We start from the raw sequence: 17941 nt of genomic DNA, 5'->3' as shown, positions 1-17941 counted from the left end.
GATCCCTCGGTATGCCAGCATGTCCTCGACCATGCGAAAGCTCAGCGGAAACCGGAAATACAGCCACACTGCTTCAGCGATAATCTCAGGCGCAAAGCGGTGGCGGTGGTAAAGCGAGGAGCGACGGTCGTGCATGCCCTCTTATCCACTGCTGAGATTTACATCAAAGTTAACGTTACGGTGCCCAACGGACCAGCCTCAGCCGGAAATTACAAAAGCCCCGGGCGTCCAGCCCGGGGCTTTTCCCTGGAATGCGAGTATCAGCCTGCCTGTTAGTTAGCGGAAACGAAAGCTGACATGCTTGTAATCAGCAGCATTCCCACGGTCGCTCCTGCATCCTGAAGTCCGACGGTCTTTTCCTGAAAAGCTGCGGCCTTCCCGTGTTGGGCCACCATCGTCTTGGTCGCTTCCAGCGCATCTTCGGCCGCTTTGGCAGCGGCGGCAAGCGCATCTGCCAGCGAGGCACCCGCTGTGACTTGAGCTTCAAGCGTTACAGCAATCGGGTCCAGCACATCGAGAAGCGTCTTGTCGCCTACCTTGGCCTTGCCGCGCTCGGCGATGCCATCGCGGTAGGCGCGCCAGAAAGCGGCGATCTCTGCCGTGCCCAGCGCGTCGATGCCGTCACAGGCCTTACTCGCGCGCAAGAAGCCGGTCGCAGTCAGTGTGCCCATAGTGGAAGGCGCAACGCGTGCCATGGTGGCGCCAGCTGTGCGCAAAAGCTTGGCAATGCCTGCTGCCTTGCCTTCCGCATGAAGAGCTTCTGCAGCGGCTGCAAAAGCCTTGTTCATGGTGATGCCAAGATCGCTGTCGCCAACCTTGCCGTCCAGCGCGATAAGGAATTCACGCTGTTCTGCAAAAAGCTGCTTCCAGTTGTCGAAAAGATCGATCAGATCAGATGCAGTAATGACGTTCATGACCGCACCTCAACCTGCAAAATGCTTGAAGAATGGCGTGTTTGCAGAAGCCGCAATCAACGGTTCCAGTTCTTCGTCGAGGTGCAGCACCGAAACCGATGCCCCGGCCATCTCCATGGAAGTGGCAAATTCGCCGATCCAGACATGCTTGACCTTGATGCCACGCTCGTCAAACAGCTGCGAAACCCGGCGGAACATGATGTAAAGCTCTTCCAGCGGCGTGCCGCCAAGACCGTTGACCAGCACGGCAACTTCATCGCCCTTGGCATAGGTCTGCTCGGCGAAAATACGTTCCATCAACTCGTCGATGACTGCATCTGCGCTGGCAAGCTTCTTGCGGCTGATGCCCGGTTCGCCATGGATGCCCATGCCGATTTCCATTTCGTCTTCACCGATGGAGAAGGTGGCGTGACCGATTTCCGGCACAACGCAGCTGGAAAGAGCTACACCCATCGTGCGTGTGCGCAGGCGCGCCTTGTCCGCAAGGCGCGTCACTTCGTCGAGCGACAGGCCATTGGCAGCGGCTGCACCGGCAGCCTTATAGACGAAGAAGATACCGGCAACGCCGCGACGCTTGTGTTCTTCACCAACGACAGAGGAAGCCACGTCATCATTGCCGACAACCTGCTTCACGGTGATGCCATCGAGATCGGCAAGTTCTGCCGCCATATCGAAATTGATGATGTCGCCGCTGTAGTTGCCGTAAATGTAGAGAACACCAGCGCCCTGATCGATAGCCTTGGTAACCTGATACATTTGCTCCGAGCTTGGCGATTGGAACACGCCACCGACAGCCGCACCATCGATCATGCCTTCACCGATATAGCCGAGAAACAGAGGCAGGTGGCCGGAGCCGCCGCCCGTTGCAATACCGACCTTGCCGGGCTTGGTATTGGCTGTAACCATGCAACGCTTGTCATTGTCGACAAATGTAAGTTCGGGATGCGCCCGATAGATGCCTTCGAGCATCTCATCCACGAAATTGACGGGATCGTTCAGGAATTTCTTCATGATTTCCTCTTGAGAGTATCGGGTTATTTCTTGCGTTGGCGGGTGACGAAGAAGGCTGCAGCCAGCAGGATGAAGCAGCCCACGACGAGACGCTGCCACGTGCTGGGAATGCCCACGAGCACCAGAACACTGTTTATGACGGTGATGAGCAGCACACCGAGCAGGGTGCCGACGACGGTGCCGGTTCCGCCGGTGATGCGCGCACCGCCCAGAACCACAGCGGCAATGACGCTGATTTCTGTTCCGACGAAGTCGAAAGGGCTCGACTGGCGGTTGGCGCAGACATGGATGATGCCCGCCAGCCCCGCCAGCCCGCCTGCATAGCCGAACAGGAAGATATGGATGGTACGCAGATTATAGCCAAGGCGGGCAGCAATCTGGCTGTTGCCGCCCATCGCGAAAATCGCGCGGCCCATCAAGGTCCGGTTCAATATCCACCAGGTCAGGATTGCAGCCGCGGGCAGCACCAGAAAATAGAACGGCATGGTGATGGTGGCGCCGGTTGCCGATTCAAACTGAAACAGCGGCAGACGACCGAAAGCACCCATTGTCGGAGGCAGGGACATGATCCAGACCGTGCCGACAAAGGCGAGCAGGAAGCCGCGGAAAAGATATTGCGTGCCGATGGTGACGATCAGCGACGGCACATTGAGATGATGCACCAGAAGGCCATTGAGTACCCCAAGGAAAATGCCACCCGCAATTGCCATCAGAATGATGAAGATGATCGGCAGTTCCGGCATATAAGCCTGCACAAGAAGCGTCAGTGAATAGACCGTGGTGGCAGCAATGGCCGTAAAGGAAACATCGATGCCGCCTGCGGCGAGAATGATGAAGACGCCAAGTGCGAACAGCCCCATCACCACACTGGCACGTCCGATATCGATCAGTGTAGATGCTTGCAGGAAAGCCGGGTTGATGACTGAAACAATCGTGCAGATTGCCACGAGCAGAAAGAAGGTGATCGATTCCGGGCGTCTGCGAATGAATTCACCCAGCTTGAAAGGTTGGGCGCGAGCCAAATCCTTTTGGCCCAAATCCTGCTGATACTGCGACGCACTCATTGGACATATTCCTTCTGCGACGACATCATGGCTTGATAGAGCTGATCTTCGGTGGCCTGCGCCGCATCGAACTCGGCAACGATGCTGCCCGCGTTCATGACGAGAATGCGGTCTGCATTCTGCAAAAGCTCAGGCAGATCGTCGCTGACGATGATGAGGCCCATGCCGGCCTCGGCCAGCGCCTGAATTGCACGGTAAATCGTGTCTTTTGATCCCACATCGACGCCGACGGTAGGGCCGTGCAGCACCAGCAGCTTCGGGCCAATGCTCAACCAGCGGCCGATCAAGACGCGCTGCTGGTTGCCGCCCGAAAGCGCGCCGACCGGCAGGTCGAGATTGGTGGTGTTCAGCCGCATCTCTTTCATCAGCGAAGCGGCGATATTCCGGCCCTCTTTCTGATCGACGATGCCGAGGCTGTTGCAGAGCTTTCTGAAGATCAGCGCGATTTCGTTTTGAAAGATCGACTTGTCGAGGAAAAGGCCTTCTGCAAGCCGGTCTTCCGGCACATAGCCAATACCACGCTCAATGGCCTCCGCCGGGGTGCTGACTTTGGCTATCGCCCCTTCCAGATGGATCGAGCCTCCGTCGGCAGGCACAACGCCGGTGATTGCCATGGCAAGCTCGTTGCGGCCGGAATCCGCAAGGCCGGTAATGCCGAGGATTTCGCCTTTGCGTAGTGTAAAACCGATATCCCTGAAGCTGGATGCGGTAAGGTTCTCGAGCTTGAGCAGTTCGGCAGCGCCGGGCTGCGCCGTGCGATAACGCTCGGCATCGATTTCCCTGCCGATCATCAGTTCGGAAAGCTGCTTCTTGGTGTAGTTTTCGATAGGTCCCTGTGCAACACACTGGCCATCGCGGAAGACAACCGCATTGCCGCCGATGCGATAGCATTCATCAAGCTTGTGGGTCACGAAAAGCACGGCAACGCGCTCGGCACGCAGGCGCTCGACCACTTCAATCAGATTGTCCACTTCACGACGGGTCAGCGATGTCGTCGGCTCGTCCATGATGACAAGCTTGGCTCGCGTTGCAATGGCGCGCGAAATGGCAACGAGCTGGCGCATGGCAAGCGGCAGCTCGGAAACGATCGTGTTCAGGAAGGCTCTATCGGTCGGAAGACCAACCGTACTCAATGCGCGCTCTGCGGTCTCACGAAGCTGCGAAAGCTTGACCCTGCGGAACAGTCGGCCATTGCCTTCAACGAGCTGCTCATTGAGCGCTACGTTTTCGGCAACGGTCTGGTTGGGGATAAGCGACAGATCCTGATAGACGGTCTCTATACCGGCGGCGAGCGACTGGATCGGATTCAGCGCCGCATAGGTCTTGCCATCGAGAATAATCTCGCCTTCGCTGGGTGCATGCGCGCCGGACATGATCTTGATGACGGTGCTCTTGCCGCAACCATTCTCACCCAGCAGGTGATAGGCCTGCCCAAGATCGATTGTCAGATCAATGCCGCGCAGCGCGTGAACGCCGCCAAACCGCTTATGGATGTTGCGCAGTTCGAGATAACGATCCGGAGACCGGTCGTTGCTCGTCCCATTCGTCGTCTTGGTTGACACGTTGAATTCCTTTGTCGCCGCACGGAACACAAAAGCGACCGGGCTGGCTGTAGGACCAGGTGGCTGTAACAGCCGCCCGCTAATGTCTTGAGTTTTTAGTGGTTCATACGGTCGAGGCACCCGGATGCAGCAAAGCATCCGGGCTTTTGACACCATCGCATGCGGCTGAACGATGTCCACATGCGATGACCGGCCAGCCTGCTGTGGTGCTCTTAGAACAAATGTTCCTTGTAGGTGGCCTTGTCAGCAAGAACCATGCCGTTGCCGATGACGAGAAGGCCTTCGCCTGCACCCTTCTTCACGCGAACGCTGTTATAGCCTTCAACGCCAAGATCGGTGCCGTCCTTCACTTCCTTCTTTTCAAGGAACATGCGGGCGAGCGCGTTCATGGCCATGCCCGCCTTCTGCGGATCCCAGAAGCCGATTGCGGTAATCGCACCGGATTCCAGAAGATCAGCCGATGGATTTGGCAGACCAGTGCCGACCAGGCAAACCTTGCCGCTCAAGCCAGCTTCATCGATCGCACGACCGACGCCGAGAACATCGTTACCGGCAGAGGTCTGGAAGCCTTTCAGGTCAGGATGCTTGCGCAGGATTTCCTTGGCCTTTTCATAGGTGCCGTTGGCGTCGTCGAAGGATTCATTGTTCGGATCGACAAGCTGCATGTCAGGATATTTCTTGGCATTTTCTTCGCCAGCGCCAACCCACTGCATATGCGTGCGGCTGCCGAGCGAGCCAACGAAAGTGGTCCACTTGCCGCTCTTGCCCATGCATTCTGCCAGACGTTCGTTAAGGGCAGAGCCGTAATCGGCGTTATCGAATGCTTCAACGTCGGCCATGGTGTTGACCTGATTATCGGCCTCATGGGTCACAACAACAATGCCGCGTTCCATGGCGCGCTTGAAGGTGCCTTCGAGAACAGCCGGGTCCATCGGCACGACTGCCAGAGCGTTTACGCCCTTGGCGACGAGATCCTGTACGATCTGGAGCTGCTGCGCGGCGTCAGACGTTGCAGGACCGCTCTGCGTTGCGACCACATCAGGATTTGCCTTCTGATAGGCTTCCACACCGGTGTTCATGCGGTCGAACCACGGAATACCGCTGATCTTGACGACGGTTGCGATAACCGGCTTTTCCTGTGCGACGAGCGTGCCGGCGCTGCCTGCAACAACAGCCGCGCCAATGATCGTGCCAGCGAGCAGTTTTTTTGTTTTTGCTTTCATTATTTCCTCCACACTTATTATCCCCCAGTGTCTATGCTCGGGTGCCTGAGGGATGCGCACCGATGTTCCCCTTCTGGCGATTGCCGAGGGTAAAGAATCCCGCGATGTCGTATTTTCCGACTGCGAGGAAGGCGAGCAGCAGCAGGCCCCAGGCAAAGTCGCGGACAAAATTGGAAAGGCCACCGAAGTTGAGCAGGCTGGACATGAGTTGCAGTGCGACCGCGCTCAGCACGACGCAGATCACGCGGCCATAGCCGCCTTCGGGCTTAACACCCGCCATGACGGCGATGAGAATGGCGACCAGAAGATATGAGCTGCCATAGTCGAACTTCACATTGACATTGCGTGCAGCGATGATGACGCCAGCCAACCCCGCCAGCAGGCCGCTGGTCGCATAGGTGGCAACCAGAACCCCATTGCGCGGGAAACCGGCGAAGACGGCGGCTTTCGGATTGGTTCCCATCAGCATGAGCCAGTAACCATAGGGCGTGAAGCGCACGACCGCAGCGATCAACGCCGCTATGGCGATGAAGATGAGGAAGCTGATCGGAACTGCCAGAAACATGTCGTTGCCGATCCGCGACAGAAGATCAGGGCTGCCGACCATGACCGCACGTCCGCCGGAAACAACAACCGCAAGTCCCGTAAACGCCATCTGCGTGCCGAGCGTGCAGAGGATCGGAGTAATATTGAAACGCGCGATCAATACGCCGTTGACGATGCCGCCAGCGAGGCCAATCACCAGCGCCAGACCGATGAAGGCAAGGCTGAAGCCGAGCTGGTTTTCGGCACTGGAGATGAACATCGACACGACCACCGCGGAAAGCACACCGGCCAGATTGGCAAGCGCGATCCCGGAAAGATCAATTCCGCCATTGCCAGCGCACATGGCCAACATGACACCGATTGCCAGAAGTCCGATCTCCGGTACCTGGCCCGCCATGGATTGCAGATTGAACAGGGAAAGGAAGGAACCTCCCGAGATATACGCGCCAAGAGCGAGCAATCCCAGATTGATGACAACAAGCATGGCAAGCTGATTGCTTGTCTTCTGCATGGTCTCCTCCCACCATGTTTAGTAAACAGAATTTTTATTCACTAAATAAATGACGAGAAGGTTTAGTGCTGTCAAGCGCAATATCTGCAAGTTTCCATTGCCTGTGGAGGATTTTTCCCTTAATCGGTTTAAAAAACGCTCACTTTGTTTACTAAACTGTCGGCTCATATCATGATGAAAAATGGGCATTTAGCTGTAAAGGAGAAGGAGCCCGTTCATCCTTGATTTGGGGCTCACACCGGCAACATATTGAATCTGGCGCTATTTACGGATTTGAAGTTACCGAGAGCAGATGTCATACAAATCGCAGGCGCTTTCATTTCCGGAGCCTGCCTCCTTAACCGACTGCCTATAAACGTGCGGAGCACATGAAAAAGAAAAAGTCTTTTACGATAAGAGACATCGCAGAGACGGCTGGCGTTTCCCCGGCAACGGTTTCTCTTGTGCTCAACGGTAAGGGAGAAATTTCGGGCGAAACGCGAGCGCGCGTCCTCGAAGCTGTTTCCAGGCTGAACTACGTTCCGCGCGCCTCAAAGACTGCGCCAAGCAGCGCAGAGACGATCCGCTTTTTGAAGATTGCCAAACATGGTGAGACGGTCAACCGCGATCACAGCGTTTTTATCTCGGACTATATCGACGGCATGTCCTCGGAAGCGACACGCCGAAATTATACGCTGGAAGTGGTGAGCTTCGACGGGCAACCGATCAGTGCGGTGGCGGAATCGCTTGCCGGAGCACCCGTGCGCGGCGTAATCGCGCTTGGGACCGAGCTTTCAGCGGCAGACATCCATATGATACAGAGCCTTGGTCTGCCCACCGTGTTTATCGACACATTTTACGAGGTCATTGAAGCCAATTTCGTCGATATGAACAATGAGGACGCCGTCTTCAAGGTTTTGTCGCGCTTCAAGCAGCTTGGGCTTTCGCGGATCGGCTTTGTTGCCAGCCATACGGAGACAACAAACTTCCGCCTTCGCCGCGATGCATTTTTCAAGAACATGCAGCGTTTGGACCTGAAGGTTCAGGAACGCGATGTTCTTTCAGTTGAATCGACCTATGAAGGTGCCCATCGCGATACCTGCGCGATGCTGCATTCAGGACTCGATTTGGCCGAGTGCTATTTCTGCACGAACGATATCATCGCCTATGGCTTCATCCGTGCACTGAAAGGCAAGGGACTTCGTATTCCTGACGATGTTTCAGTGATCGGCTTCGATAATCTGCCGCAAAGCGCCACCATGGAACCGGGTCTGACAACTGTTGATGTCTCCAAGCGAAAAATCGGAAACCTTGCCGTCACGGTACTCGACGATTTGATCAACACTGCCGAACCGCAGCCGCCGGTAAAGATTCTGGTTGGAGCCAACCTGATCCTGCGTGCAAGTGAGGCCGCCCTCCCCCAAAAGAACGCCAAACACCGCGAGTTCAGCTAGAGTTGCAATCATGGTGTGACGCACCGCGGTCGTTATCGTTCGCCCATTGCACGGGTCCTCGACTTACCGTTTCCGAAAGCGCTTCTCCATGAAAGAGCGGCGGGCATCCGATGCGACAGATCTCCGTTCGGCCACAGCAAGCGGTTGCCGCGAATGGAATACGGGCAGAGAGCCACAGCCTTATTGCTCACGCCTTGGGAGCACGGAATAGCCGCTAGATTGTGCGCCAGGAAAATGCTCCAATCCTGTGGACAGATTCATCAAACCGGACAGCAGAACTGAAATTCAAGGAGACTGGCATGAGTGTGCATTTTGCCCCGCAGCTGACGGTGTGCGGGATTGAGGAACTCCTCGAACAGCGGACCCGCAAAGTCACCCATGTTCTATCGCTGGTCGATCCCGATCTTCCCGAACTGGATGCGTTTCAGGCTTTCGAGGAACATCACCGTCTGACGCTGCGCTTTCACGACATCATCAATGCCGCTGACAATCACACGATGCCAACGCCTGATCATGTAAGCGCAATCCTCCAGTTCGGCTCGGAATTCCTTGCTGCGCAAAACCCGGAGGCGCCGAGCCACCTTCTGGTCCATTGCCATATGGGCGTATCGCGTTCGACAGCGGCCATGGTTTCGCTCATGGCGCAGGGCAATCCCGATGAGAGTACCGACAACCTTTTCGCGCGCCTTGTCGCCATTCGCCCGCAGGCCTGGCCGAATTCACAGATGATCGGCTTTGCCGACGAACAGCTTGGGCGTAAAGGCGAGTTGATGAGCGCATTGCGCAGGCATTACGGACGCCAGATCGCACGGAACCCACAATTTACGGAATGGATGACAAGGCTGGGCCGTCAGGCTGAGCTTCAGATGGCGATCCCGGTTGCATCTTCGACCGCATCGTCAATGTAACCACACCCCGCCCGCAAAAGAAAAAGGCGCCTCCCGGCGCCTTTTTGCTAAGTTATCAATCGGCCCAGCCATATCAATATGCAAGCGCCGATGAAGCCCGCGATCAGATAGCCCAGCCAGCCGCCGAACGAAACACCGAGAAGTCCGAAGATAAAACTCGCCACGGCTGCGCCGATGATACCGAGAATGACATTCATGAATATCCCGGTATTGCTGTTCATGAAATTGGAGGCAATCCAGCCGGCCAGGCCGCCGATGATGATTGCCGCAATCCAGCCTATTCCTGCGCTTCCCATCGGGAACCCTCCTGATTACAAGCCGGCGGGCACCTTGCCGCCGTTGTCCTTGAGTTTCTGGATGACCTGCTTGTGCAGCCACATATTCATGGTGGCGGAATCGCCCGTATCGCCGGTATAGCCAAGCTCCTTGGCCAGTTCCTTGCGGTGTTCCAGGCTGCTGTCGAGGCCAAGTGCCTTCATCAGATCGACGATCGAAGTCTTCCAGTTGAGCTTCTGGCCGCTTTTGGCGACGGCAGCATCAAGAATGGCGCCCACGTCGACAGAGCCCGCTGCAGCAGGTGCCGACTGTGCCGGAGCGGCAGCGCTCGGCGATGCCGTTGGCGTCGGCGCAGACGAAGCAGCGGTTTCCGTCGCAGGAGTTGCTGCTTGCGCCTCTCCCCAAATGGCGTTCTTAATCTTGTCGAAAATCCCCATCACGAACTCCAATCGTTAAAAAATCGATATGTCCCAAACTTCCCGGCTTACGACGATGGGAAACCTGGACACAGCAGATCATCCGGTGATTCCCGGACAAACGCTCGAATTAAATGAACGGGAAGCGGTTTTGTTCCCTATAAAGTTGTAACAGAAAATTTCATCCGGATATGGAAACGCCGTTGCCTGACCGGGCGCGGCCCCGGTCCGGGTGCGCGGTTCAGCCCGATGATCTGCGCTGGACATATCGTCAGCCCGAAACACTCCCCTATCTTGTTACGTATCAGCCACGAACAAGGGAGAGGCCGGGCGTGCACAAGCAGCTTGTTACGTTCAATGCCGGTTCTTCAAGCGTCAAGATCGGCACGTTCGCTTCTGACGGACAGCAAATTCGAAAACTGGCGCGGGGCGAGATCGACCTGAATGCATCTCCCGTAACCTTTCGGTTGCGCGGTGAAGGCGTGAAGCTGGACGTTGCCCTGGCATCTGCTGGAACCGCGAATATCGTCAGCATTCTGGAAGAACTGTTCGCGCGATTGTCCGATCATGTCAGCCCCAAAAACATTCTCGCCATCGGCCATCGCGTCGTCTTTGGCGGCGATGGATTTGCCGGGCCGATATTGCTGGACGATAAACATATCGAGGCTATCGAGAGCCTTTCCATTTATGCGCCGCTCCACCAGCCGAAAAGCACAGCTTTGATAAAGGCCGTTCGAAAGCTCCTTCCCAATCTTCCCCAAACTGCTTCCTTCGACACCGCCTTCCATCAGACCATATCCGACACAATCCGGCGTTTTGCGGTGCCCATCGCGCTCCATAAGCGCGGAATAAAGCGATATGGCTTTCATGGCTTGTCCTACCAGTCCATCATCGAGAACTTTTCCCGACGAGAACCGGAGCTTGCCCGCAGGAAGATTGTCGCCGCACATCTGGGAAGCGGAGCAAGCCTGTGCGCCATGGACAGAGGGAAAAGCGTCGACACCAGCATGAGCTTTTCAACGCTTGACGGCATTCCAATGGCGACCCGTTGCGGCGCCCTTGATCCGGGGGTCCTTCTGCATTTGCTGCAGCAGGACAACATGAGAGCCGACGCACTTTCCGACCTGCTCTATCATCGCTCCGGCCTTCTCGGATTGTCCGGCATCAGTGGCGATACACGCGATCTGCTCGCAAGCGACGATGCCCGCGCGCGGGAGGCCATCGACATTTTCACCGCGCGCATTGCCGGTGAAATCTGCCGGCTCGCCGCGACGCTTGGCGGTCTCGATGCTCTCATCTTCACCGCAGGCATCGGGGAACATCAGCCCGCAATCCGCAAAGCCGTCTGCGCGCGTCTTTCCTGGCTCGGTTTGGAAACGGACGCTTCTGCCAATGAAAACAATGCGTTTCGGATCACAAAACCATCCTGCAAGGTAGCAGCGTTTGTGCTTGCTACCGACGAAGAACAGATCATCGCCTCCCAGACACTGGAGGTCATCCAGAACACGGCTGAAACGGCGGCCAGCGTGTCTGCCTAACCATCCGCGAAGGAGACAAAGCATGAGCAAAGCAATCGCCCAAGGCCCTTTGGCACCACAGCAACTTGCGCTGATCGATCGCTACTGGAAGGCCGCCAACTATCTTTCCGTCGGGCAGATCTACCTGATGGACAATCCCCTGCTGCGCAAGCCGCTGGAGCCTGAGCATATCAAGCCAAGACTGCTTGGCCACTGGGGGACGACGCCCGGCCTCAATTTCATTTATGCACATCTCAATCGCATCATTCGGGAAAGAGAAGCCAACATAATCTACATATGCGGGCCGGGGCATGGCGGTCCGGGCATGGTAGCGAACACCTATCTGGAAGGTTCATATTCAGAAATCTATCCTGCCGTCAGCGAGGACGAGGCAGGGATGCGCAAACTGTTCCGGCAGTTTTCCTTTCCCGGCGGCATACCAAGCCATGCTGCGCCGGAAACGCCTGGATCAATTCACGAAGGCGGCGAACTGGGATATGCGCTGGTCCACGCCTATGGCGCTGCTTTCGACAACCCTGACCTGGTGGTCGCCTGCGTGGTTGGCGATGGCGAGGCGGAGACGGGAACGCTCGCCGCCTCGTGGCATTCCAACAAATTTCTCAATCCCGCGCGCGACGGCGCCGTGCTGCCGATCCTTCATCTGAACGGCTATAAGATCGCCAACCCCACCATTCTCGCGCGTCTTTCCGATGACGATCTGGCCAGCCTTTTCAAAGGCTATGGCTATGAGCCTTTCTTCGTCGAGGGCAGCGAACCCGAAGCCATGCACCAGCTGATGGCAGCAACCCTCGATACGATCTTCACGCAGATCGCGAAAATCAAGAAACATGCCGATGTAAAATCACCGGAACGCCCGCGCTGGCCGATGATCATTCTGCGAAGCCCGAAAGGCTGGACCGGCCCGAAGGAAGTCGACGGGCTCATCGTCGAGAATTTCTGGCGCTCGCATCAGGTACCCGTTGCCAACTGCCGGGAAAACGATGCCCATCGCAAAATCCTTGAAGACTGGATGAGAAGCTATGACCCGGAGGATTTGTTTGACGAAAGAGGTGCGCTGAAGCCGGAACTGCGCGCGCTGGCGCCGAAAGGCGATTTCCGCATGGGCGCCAATCCGCATGCAAATGGCGGCTTGCTTCGCAAGGAATTGCATACGCCCGACTTCCGGCAATATGCCGTCGAGGTGAGCGAGCCGGGCGCGATTGAGGGGCAGTCCACCAAGATACTTGGCGAATACCTCCGGGACGTGCTGAAGCTGAACGAGCCGGAAAAGAACTTCCGCGTGTTCGGTCCCGACGAGACCGCGTCGAACCGTCTAAGCGCCGTCTTCGACGCCAGTGACCGCGTATGGATGGCTGAAACCCTCGACATAGACGATCACCTTTCAGCCGATGGTCGCATCATGGAAGTGTTGAGCGAAAACCTCTGTCAGGGCTGGCTGGAAGGCTATCTGCTCACCGGAAGGCACGGATTTTTCTCCTGCTACGAAGCCTTCATCCATATCGTGGATTCCATGTTCAACCAGCACGCCAAATGGCTGCAAGTCGCGCGCGAACTGAAATGGCGAAAACCGATTTCCTCGCTCAACTATCTTTTGACGTCTCATGTCTGGCGTCAGGATCATAACGGCTTTTCGCATCAGGACCCCGGCTTTGTCGATCTGGTGGCCAATAAAAGCGCCGATATTATCCGCGTCTATTTCCCGCCGGATGCCAACACGCTGCTGTGGGTGGCCGATCACTGCCTCAAGACCTGGGATCGCATCAACGTTATCGTGGCGGGAAAACAGCCCGAACCGCAATGGCTGTCGATGGACGACGCCGTGCGCCATTGCGAAGCCGGTCTCGGCATATGGGATTGGGCCGGAACCGAGGACGGTCTGGAACCGGATATCGTCATGGCCTGCGCGGGCGATGTTCCGACAATGGAAACACTTGCCGCGGTCGATCTCCTGCGCCAGTTCTTGCCGCATCTGCGCATCCGCGTGGTCAATGTCGTGGACCTGATGGTCCTCCAGTCACCGCAACACCACCCGCACGGCATTGCCGACGACGAATTCGACCGGATTTTCACCACCAACCGGCCCGTCATCTTTGCCTATCACGGCTATCCCTATCTCATTCACCGGCTGGTCTATAAACGCGCCAATCATCCCAATTTCCACGTGCATGGCTTTATCGAACAGGGGACGACGACGACGCCTTTCGATATGACGGTCCTGAACCAACTGGACCGATTTCATCTGGCCATCGCGGCTGTCAAGCGGCTGCCAGTCAGCGATGATGTGGCCGCTCCCTTGATCGCCCGGTTCGAGGAAAAGCTGGTCCTTCACAAACGTTACGTGCGTGAACACGGCGAGGACATGCCGGAAATCCGGAATTGGAAATGGGAGGCCCGACCGTAAGGGCAACCGCGCAACATCCTTATGGCTGCGCGCGTTTGCGCGCCACAATATAAGGACGATTATCATTGCCCGTCATGGCGTGGCGTTCGACCGCAAGAATATCGAAGCCTGCGGCAGATATTTGCTGGCTCAGCTCCGTTGCTCCGAAGACGCCCGCATAGGGTGCCTTGCCGATCGCGCGCATCGCGGGCAATAAGGCAAGACGGATGAGCGGGTTCATGTCGCCCACGCAAGGCGTCTTCGAAATGAACAAGCCCGCCGGCTCAAGCAGAGTATGGATACAGCGCAGCGTGCCCGGCAGGTCGCGAACCAGATGGAGATAATTGAATCCAAGAATCACGTTGAACCGTACTGCCTCGCACGCAAGCGTTTCCGCCGTGGCAGTCCGGAAGGTGAGAGCCGGGATTGGGGCAGCGGCAAGCTTTTCGTCGGCAATCGCGATCATTCCGGCCGAGAAGTCTGTCGCGAGGTAACCCTGCACAGCGCCTGCGAGCTTGAGCGCCGTTGTTCCTGTGCCGCAACCCAGCTCCAGCACCTTGTCACTTGTTCCAAGCAAAGCTCGGGTCCGGTCGAGCGTGCGCTCATAGCCGGCCTGATCCGCGATCTTTCCCAAGGCATATTTCCGCGACGTCCGATCCCAGAAACGCGCATCGCTTGCTGTGCTCATGACGGGTCGTCTCCCAACCACCTTTGCACGCATCAATACTGGAGAAATACCATTGCGTGAAGTGGCGGCTCTCCGGGCTTGGGCCGGTCGATACCTTCACATGCGAATGAGACGCCCTCCGCGCCACCGCAGCGATGCGACAGCGCGTCAGGGTCATCAAGGGGTTTTTCTATCTCGTGCAACGCTGGACCAGATAGGTAGCAACGGTTGCAGCGAACAGCAGCAATGCCGTTGCCACTACAACGGCGACATAGGCATTTTCGAACGCCTGCGAAGCGAGCGTGGTCAGCGCACTGGCATCAGTGGGGGCCATCGCTTGCGCTGCAAGCAGCGCTTCATCGAGGCTGTCGCGGACAACCGGAGGAATGCCTGAACCGGCTGGCAGAACAAGGCTGGCCGTATAGAATGCCGACAGGATACTGCCGAAAATCGTCACGCCCAGTGCATTGCCGAGCTCAAACGAGACTTCCTCCACCGAAGCGGCCATGCCCGCCTTCTCGGCCGGCGCACTTCCCATGATCGAGGATGAGGCGCCGGTCATCGCGCAGCCGACGCCAAAGCCAAGAACGGCGAGCCCCGCCAGATAGAAGTGCGCCGAGAGCCGATAGGTGAGGATGTAGATCATCACCCCGAGCGCCGTAACGCCAAGCGATACCCAAAGCACTTTGCCCGCACCGAAGCGCGGCAACATTGCGCCCGCAAGAGGCCCTGCAACGAAGGCCGCCAGCGGGATAGGCAGAATGGTCAGACCGGCCTGCAGCGGTGTCATGCCTTCGATCAGCTGCATGCGCTGGCTGAAAACCAGTTCCATGCCGGTCATCGACCCCGACGCGACCAGCGCTGCAAACACGCCCAACGAGAATAGTCTCGTCTTGAACAGCGAGAAATCGATCAGCGGTTCAGCGCTTGCAAACTGTCTGCGGACGAAGATCGTCGTGGCAACAAGGCCGATGACAAGAGCTGCCGCGAATACCATCATCGATGCATCGCGCTTTGCCAGTTCCTTGACGGCATAGGTGAGCGCGATCAGACCGATCATGATCTGGACCGAGCCCACGAGGTCCCATTTGCGCTTTGAGCCGAGCGGGCGGTTTTCAAGGTGGAAGGCCGAAAGCCCGAGCGCCACCAGAACAACCGGCACGTTGATCAGGAAGACCGAACCCCACCAGAAATATTCCAGCAGAATGCCGCCCGCGACCGGGCCAATGGCAGCACCACCCGAAGCGATTGCCGCCCATATGCCGATGGCAAGTGAGCGTTCCTTCTCATCGGTGAAAGTGAGACGGATGATCGAAAGGGTGGCAGGCATCATCATGGCCGCGCCGCAGGCGAGGAATGCGCGCGCCGCGATCAGAATTTCCGGATTTGGCGAATAGGCCGCACAGAGCGAGGCAAGGCCAAACACCGCCAGCCCGTTCATGAACATGCGCTTGTGGCCGAGCTTGTCGCCAAGCGTGCCGACGCCCGGCAGCAAACCTGCCACCACCAGAGGGTAGATGTTCATGATCCAGAGCTTTTCCGAAGCCGTTGCCGCGAGATCATGGGTGAGGCGCGGCAGGGCCGTGTAGAGCACTGTCATATCCACGACGATGAGGAACAACGCGCTGGAAACAATTGCCAGAACGAGCCAGCGATTTTGCGGCAACATCGGTTCATACCTTTTCAATACGGTCGTATTCAAACTTGTCAGAGGAGCCGACCTAATATAAATCCGTCCGTATGGAAAGTAAGAAATTGCAAAAAACAGGTCGTCCGCGCTCGATCAACCGCGATCATGTGCTCGACATGGCTGAAAAGCTTGTTGAGGAAGGCGGCATCCTTGCGCTGACCATGGACGCGGTTGCGCAAGCCGCCGGCGTAACCAAGGGCGGCGTGCAATATTGCTTCGGCAACAAGGACGGGCTGATGAAAGCCATGATCGAACGGTTGGGCGACCGGTTCGATGATCAGGTGGCGGCACGCAAGCAACAGAAGAATGACGCGATCTCACACATAGCAGCGCATATCGCGGTGACACGCGAAAGCGACGCGGACGACGATTCACGGTTTGCCGCGATGATGGCGAGCCTTATTCCCAACTCCCACTATCTCGAAGAAACCCGGGCCTGGTATCGCAAGCAATGGGACGGCCTTGATATTTCCACGCCGGAAGGACGACGGGCGCGTTTGGCATTCATTGCCAATGAAGGCGCATTCTGGCTGAGAAGCTTCAACCTGTTCGAGCTGACGCAGAAAGAATGGCAGTCGATCTTCGATGACATCGAAGACCTTCTTGCGTAGGCTGGGGCAAAATTCCTGCGCTCCACCTGCAACAGGAAGTCCAACGCGGGAAGCATGATGCTTACAAGCCTGCCTTCGCCATCGGCTGGTGCCCGGTCACACAATGGATGCCTCCGCCTCCTGCGGCGATCGCGTCTATATTCAGTTGAACGATTTCTCGCCCCGGATAGAGTTCGGCCAGCAATTCCCGGCATCTTGCGTCCGCTTCGGCATCGCCGAACTCCGGGGCTATTACGCCATCATTGACTGGCAGATAGTTGATATAGCCCGGGGCAAAATCAGGATTTGCCGAAAATTTGTTCCGGCGCGGCTTCAACGGGGGCGCCAATGTGTGGATGCGAAGGCGATTTCCATCGGCATCCGTGGCCTGTTTTAATATTTCCAGATGCTCTCGGGTGACGTCGTAATCAAAGGAAGCGGGGTTCATTTCCAGATTGGCCACGACCTCTCCTCTTCGCGTGAAGCGGGCATAAAAGTCGACATGCGCATCCGTGATGTCGCGGCCCTTGATACCCGGTAGCCATATGATTTTCCGCAACCCCAGCATCGAACGAAGCTCGGCCTCAATGTCCTGTTTGCTCCAACCGGGATTGCGGTTGTCATTGATCCAGCAACTTTCCGTTAAAATCGCGGTACCATAACCATCAACTTCGATTCCGCCTCCTTCACCGTGCAGCCGGCTGCGAATATAAGTCGTCGCCAAGGCATCGCTGACGAGCCGCGCCACACCGCTATCCTTTTCGTGTTGCTGCTTCCCACCCCAGCCGTTGAAATTGAAGTCAACGGCGCCCAGTTCACCCCGCGCGTTCACGACGAAGTTCGGTCCGATATCACGCATCCAGATATCGTCGAGTTCGGCCTCGATGAACGACACATTGCTTGCAGCGCAATTGAACTTCGCGCTTTCCAACTCGGTTGCGCGGTATAAAACCGTCACGGGCTCAAACCGGGCGATCAACCTGGCGAGAGCGCCAATGGCCTTCTGCACATCGGCTGTCAGATCGCCCCAAATTGCGTCCTGCGCGCCGAAGGCGAGGAACGTTCGGCTGTGATGCCGATCCTCAGAGGGCATAACCCAGTCAAGCATCATTCTTTCCCTTCATGCAGCTCATCTAACATATTGATCCGGATAAAGTTGTCGCAAGCGATCACCCCATCCTTTTTCGCGCAAAGCTATCGCATATACGCTGG

General features: G+C 56.9%; 16 protein-coding genes and 1 pseudogene. 5 read left to right on the top strand and 12 right to left on the bottom strand.

All coding sequences use genetic code 11. The annotated features are described in order from the left end of the window. The 7 genes and pseudogenes from AC0TOF_RS00580 to AC0TOF_RS00550 all read right to left on the bottom strand — a co-directional run. Positions 1-135 (bottom strand): annotated as a pseudogene (locus AC0TOF_RS00580) (IS6 family transposase); the annotation flags it as partial. Between the two features lie 137 nt (positions 136-272). After that, positions 273-914 carry a dihydroxyacetone kinase family protein gene (locus AC0TOF_RS00575; protein ID WP_473766810.1) on the bottom strand — a complete coding sequence of 214 codons (642 nt, stop codon included), beginning with the start codon at positions 912-914 and terminating at the stop codon, positions 273-275. A 9-nt stretch (positions 915-923) separates the two neighbouring features. Beyond that, positions 924-1925: a dihydroxyacetone kinase subunit DhaK gene (locus AC0TOF_RS00570; RefSeq protein ID WP_473766809.1), complete on the bottom strand. Its 1002-nt coding sequence runs from the start codon at positions 1923-1925 to the stop codon at positions 924-926. Positions 1926-1948: 23 nt separating this feature from the next. Next, on the bottom strand, positions 1949-2989 hold the full coding sequence (locus AC0TOF_RS00565) for an ABC transporter permease (protein WP_473766808.1): 1041 nt from the start codon (positions 2987-2989) through the stop codon (positions 1949-1951). Further along, complete coding sequence (locus tag AC0TOF_RS00560) at positions 2986-4551, bottom strand: sugar ABC transporter ATP-binding protein (protein ID WP_473766807.1); 1566 nt, start codon at positions 4549-4551, stop codon at positions 2986-2988. Before AC0TOF_RS00560 ends, AC0TOF_RS00565 begins: the two co-directional genes overlap by 4 nt. A 212-nt stretch (positions 4552-4763) precedes the next feature. Further along, positions 4764-5774: a substrate-binding domain-containing protein gene (locus tag AC0TOF_RS00555; protein ID WP_121981865.1), complete on the bottom strand. Its 1011-nt coding sequence runs from the start codon at positions 5772-5774 to the stop codon at positions 4764-4766. Positions 5775-5805: 31 nt separating this feature from the next. Beyond that, the gene (locus tag AC0TOF_RS00550; RefSeq protein WP_473766806.1) at positions 5806-6831 is read right to left on the bottom strand and encodes an ABC transporter permease; all 1026 of its coding nucleotides are present in this window, start codon (positions 6829-6831) and stop codon (positions 5806-5808) included. Between the two features lie 368 nt (positions 6832-7199). On the opposite strand from AC0TOF_RS00550, the gene AC0TOF_RS00545 reads away from it, so the two are divergent. Then, positions 7200-8264: a LacI family DNA-binding transcriptional regulator gene (locus AC0TOF_RS00545; RefSeq protein WP_473766805.1), complete on the top strand. Its 1065-nt coding sequence runs from the start codon at positions 7200-7202 to the stop codon at positions 8262-8264. A 299-nt stretch (positions 8265-8563) separates the two neighbouring features. Then, positions 8564-9172, top strand: coding sequence for a tyrosine phosphatase family protein (locus tag AC0TOF_RS00540; RefSeq protein ID WP_473766804.1), 609 nt, complete (start codon positions 8564-8566; stop codon positions 9170-9172). Between the two features lie 47 nt (positions 9173-9219). Here AC0TOF_RS00540 and AC0TOF_RS00535 read toward each other — a convergent pair whose 3' ends face one another. Further along, positions 9220-9468 (bottom strand): GlsB/YeaQ/YmgE family stress response membrane protein, encoded by a 249-nt coding sequence (locus tag AC0TOF_RS00535; RefSeq protein ID WP_122002176.1) that lies wholly within the window; start codon positions 9466-9468, stop codon positions 9220-9222. A gap of 15 nt (positions 9469-9483) precedes the next feature. After that, a complete protein-coding gene (locus AC0TOF_RS00530; RefSeq protein ID WP_473766803.1) occupies positions 9484-9885 on the bottom strand; it encodes a DUF3597 domain-containing protein in 402 nt (133 codons plus the stop codon). Between the two features lie 311 nt (positions 9886-10196). On the opposite strand from AC0TOF_RS00530, the gene AC0TOF_RS00525 reads away from it, so the two are divergent. After that, on the top strand, positions 10197-11402 hold the full coding sequence (locus AC0TOF_RS00525) for an acetate/propionate family kinase (RefSeq protein ID WP_473766802.1): 1206 nt from the start codon (positions 10197-10199) through the stop codon (positions 11400-11402). Between the two features lie 22 nt (positions 11403-11424). After that, on the top strand, positions 11425-13803 hold the full coding sequence (locus AC0TOF_RS00520; protein WP_473766801.1) for a phosphoketolase family protein: 2379 nt from the start codon (positions 11425-11427) through the stop codon (positions 13801-13803). A 19-nt stretch (positions 13804-13822) separates the two neighbouring features. Here AC0TOF_RS00520 and AC0TOF_RS00515 read toward each other — a convergent pair whose 3' ends face one another. Both AC0TOF_RS00515 and AC0TOF_RS00510 read right to left on the bottom strand, forming a co-directional pair. Beyond that, a complete protein-coding gene (locus AC0TOF_RS00515; protein ID WP_473766800.1) occupies positions 13823-14470 on the bottom strand; it encodes a class I SAM-dependent methyltransferase in 648 nt (215 codons plus the stop codon). 169 nt (positions 14471-14639) lie between these two features. Beyond that, complete coding sequence (locus tag AC0TOF_RS00510; RefSeq protein WP_473766799.1) at positions 14640-16118, bottom strand: MFS transporter; 1479 nt, start codon at positions 16116-16118, stop codon at positions 14640-14642. 86 nt (positions 16119-16204) lie between these two features. On the opposite strand from AC0TOF_RS00510, the gene AC0TOF_RS00505 reads away from it, so the two are divergent. Then, entirely contained in the window at positions 16205-16750 is a 546-nt protein-coding gene (locus tag AC0TOF_RS00505) for a TetR/AcrR family transcriptional regulator (protein ID WP_473766798.1), read from the top strand. 61 nt (positions 16751-16811) lie between these two features. Here AC0TOF_RS00505 and AC0TOF_RS00500 read toward each other — a convergent pair whose 3' ends face one another. After that, positions 16812-17822, bottom strand: a complete 1011-nt coding sequence (locus AC0TOF_RS00500) for an agmatine deiminase family protein (protein ID WP_473766811.1) — start codon at positions 17820-17822, stop codon at positions 16812-16814. Between the last annotated feature and the right edge of the window lie 119 nt (positions 17823-17941).

The sequence above is a fragment of the Ochrobactrum sp. PL_is501 genome (genome assembly GCF_055816895.1).
The sequence above is the reverse complement of the archived record's forward strand: the minus strand, read 5'-3'. Positions and strand labels throughout refer to the sequence as shown.

Bases quoted from the DNA above. Each gene is read 5' to 3' on its own strand.
- AC0TOF_RS00575 (WP_473766810.1), bottom strand. From the start codon at position 914: ATGAACGTCATTACTGCATCTGATCTGATCGATCTTTTCGACAACTGG.
- AC0TOF_RS00570 (WP_473766809.1), bottom strand. From the start codon at position 1,925: ATGAAGAAATTCCTGAACGATCCCGTCAATTTCGTGGATGAGATGCTC.
- AC0TOF_RS00565 (WP_473766808.1), bottom strand. From the start codon at position 2,989: ATGAGTGCGTCGCAGTATCAGCAGGATTTGGGCCAAAAGGATTTGGCT.
- AC0TOF_RS00555 (WP_121981865.1), bottom strand. From the start codon at position 5,774: ATGAAAGCAAAAACAAAAAAACTGCTCGCTGGCACGATCATTGGCGCG.
- AC0TOF_RS00550 (WP_473766806.1), bottom strand. From the start codon at position 6,831: ATGCAGAAGACAAGCAATCAGCTTGCCATGCTTGTTGTCATCAATCTG.
- AC0TOF_RS00545 (WP_473766805.1), top strand. From the start codon at position 7,200: ATGAAAAAGAAAAAGTCTTTTACGATAAGAGACATCGCAGAGACGGCT.
- AC0TOF_RS00540 (WP_473766804.1), top strand. From the start codon at position 8,564: ATGAGTGTGCATTTTGCCCCGCAGCTGACGGTGTGCGGGATTGAGGAA.
- AC0TOF_RS00535 (WP_122002176.1), bottom strand. From the start codon at position 9,468: ATGGGAAGCGCAGGAATAGGCTGGATTGCGGCAATCATCATCGGCGGC.
- AC0TOF_RS00530 (WP_473766803.1), bottom strand. From the start codon at position 9,885: ATGGGGATTTTCGACAAGATTAAGAACGCCATTTGGGGAGAGGCGCAA.
- AC0TOF_RS00520 (WP_473766801.1), top strand. From the start codon at position 11,425: ATGAGCAAAGCAATCGCCCAAGGCCCTTTGGCACCACAGCAACTTGCG.
- AC0TOF_RS00515 (WP_473766800.1), bottom strand. From the start codon at position 14,470: ATGAGCACAGCAAGCGATGCGCGTTTCTGGGATCGGACGTCGCGGAAA.
- AC0TOF_RS00510 (WP_473766799.1), bottom strand. From the start codon at position 16,118: ATGTTGCCGCAAAATCGCTGGCTCGTTCTGGCAATTGTTTCCAGCGCG.
- AC0TOF_RS00500 (WP_473766811.1), bottom strand. From the start codon at position 17,822: ATGCCCTCTGAGGATCGGCATCACAGCCGAACGTTCCTCGCCTTCGGC.